This is a genomic window from Vibrio sp. 10N.261.55.A7 (genome assembly GCF_002877365.1).
In the GTDB taxonomy this organism is placed as follows: Bacteria; Pseudomonadota; Gammaproteobacteria; order Enterobacterales; family Vibrionaceae; genus Vibrio.
The window spans coordinates 1-549 of the sequence record NZ_MCWZ01000133.1 but is presented as its reverse complement, the minus strand read 5'-3'; the positions used below and the strand labels follow the sequence as shown (position 1 = coordinate 549).

The 549-nt window shown below is 46.4% G+C and carries 1 protein-coding gene; it reads right to left on the bottom strand.

Annotation, left to right across the window (positions count from 1 at the left end; genetic code table 11):
- The coding region (locus BCU12_RS08745; RefSeq protein ID WP_198599292.1) for a ParB N-terminal domain-containing protein at positions 1-473 on the bottom strand (473 nt) is incomplete at its 3' end.
- Between the last annotated feature and the right edge of the window lie 76 nt (positions 474-549).

Here is a 549-nt window from a genome sequence, read left to right as displayed (position 1 = left end):
TTTTCATAAAGAGAAAGAGGTTTGTGGGCATTGGCCACATCGGATAAGAACTTAGCGTGATCGGCATTGATCTCTTCGGCGACATAGATAAGGAACTCTTTGCCAGCCAAGATACAAGACATGCGACGACGACTGCCATCTAAGACCTCTATCTTGCCTTCTTTGTTCTTACGACCAACAGCCGGATACTGTTGACCACGCTCTTTCAGTGTCGTTAATACGTCAGAAAGGGCGTGCTCATTGAGAAATGACTGTTCACGAGCATTATCAGCAAAGACTGTCGTACTCGATTCCACTTCTTCCGCAGGAATTCGTACAAGTTCAAACGAAACCAGTTCTTCTCCTGCGACAGCCAACTCAATGGTTTGAGCTTGCTCTTTTGCGGCGGTTTGCGCTTCTTGAGGTGTTGTCGCGCGGCGTTTGTTAGCCTTACCGAACAACTTTGCATTTAAGTCAGACGTTTTAATTGCCATTGTCTATTACCCCTGATTTAGTGAAGACCAATTACTGTGCAGCACTCGTTCCAATTCGAGAGCGCCCTTTTGCACG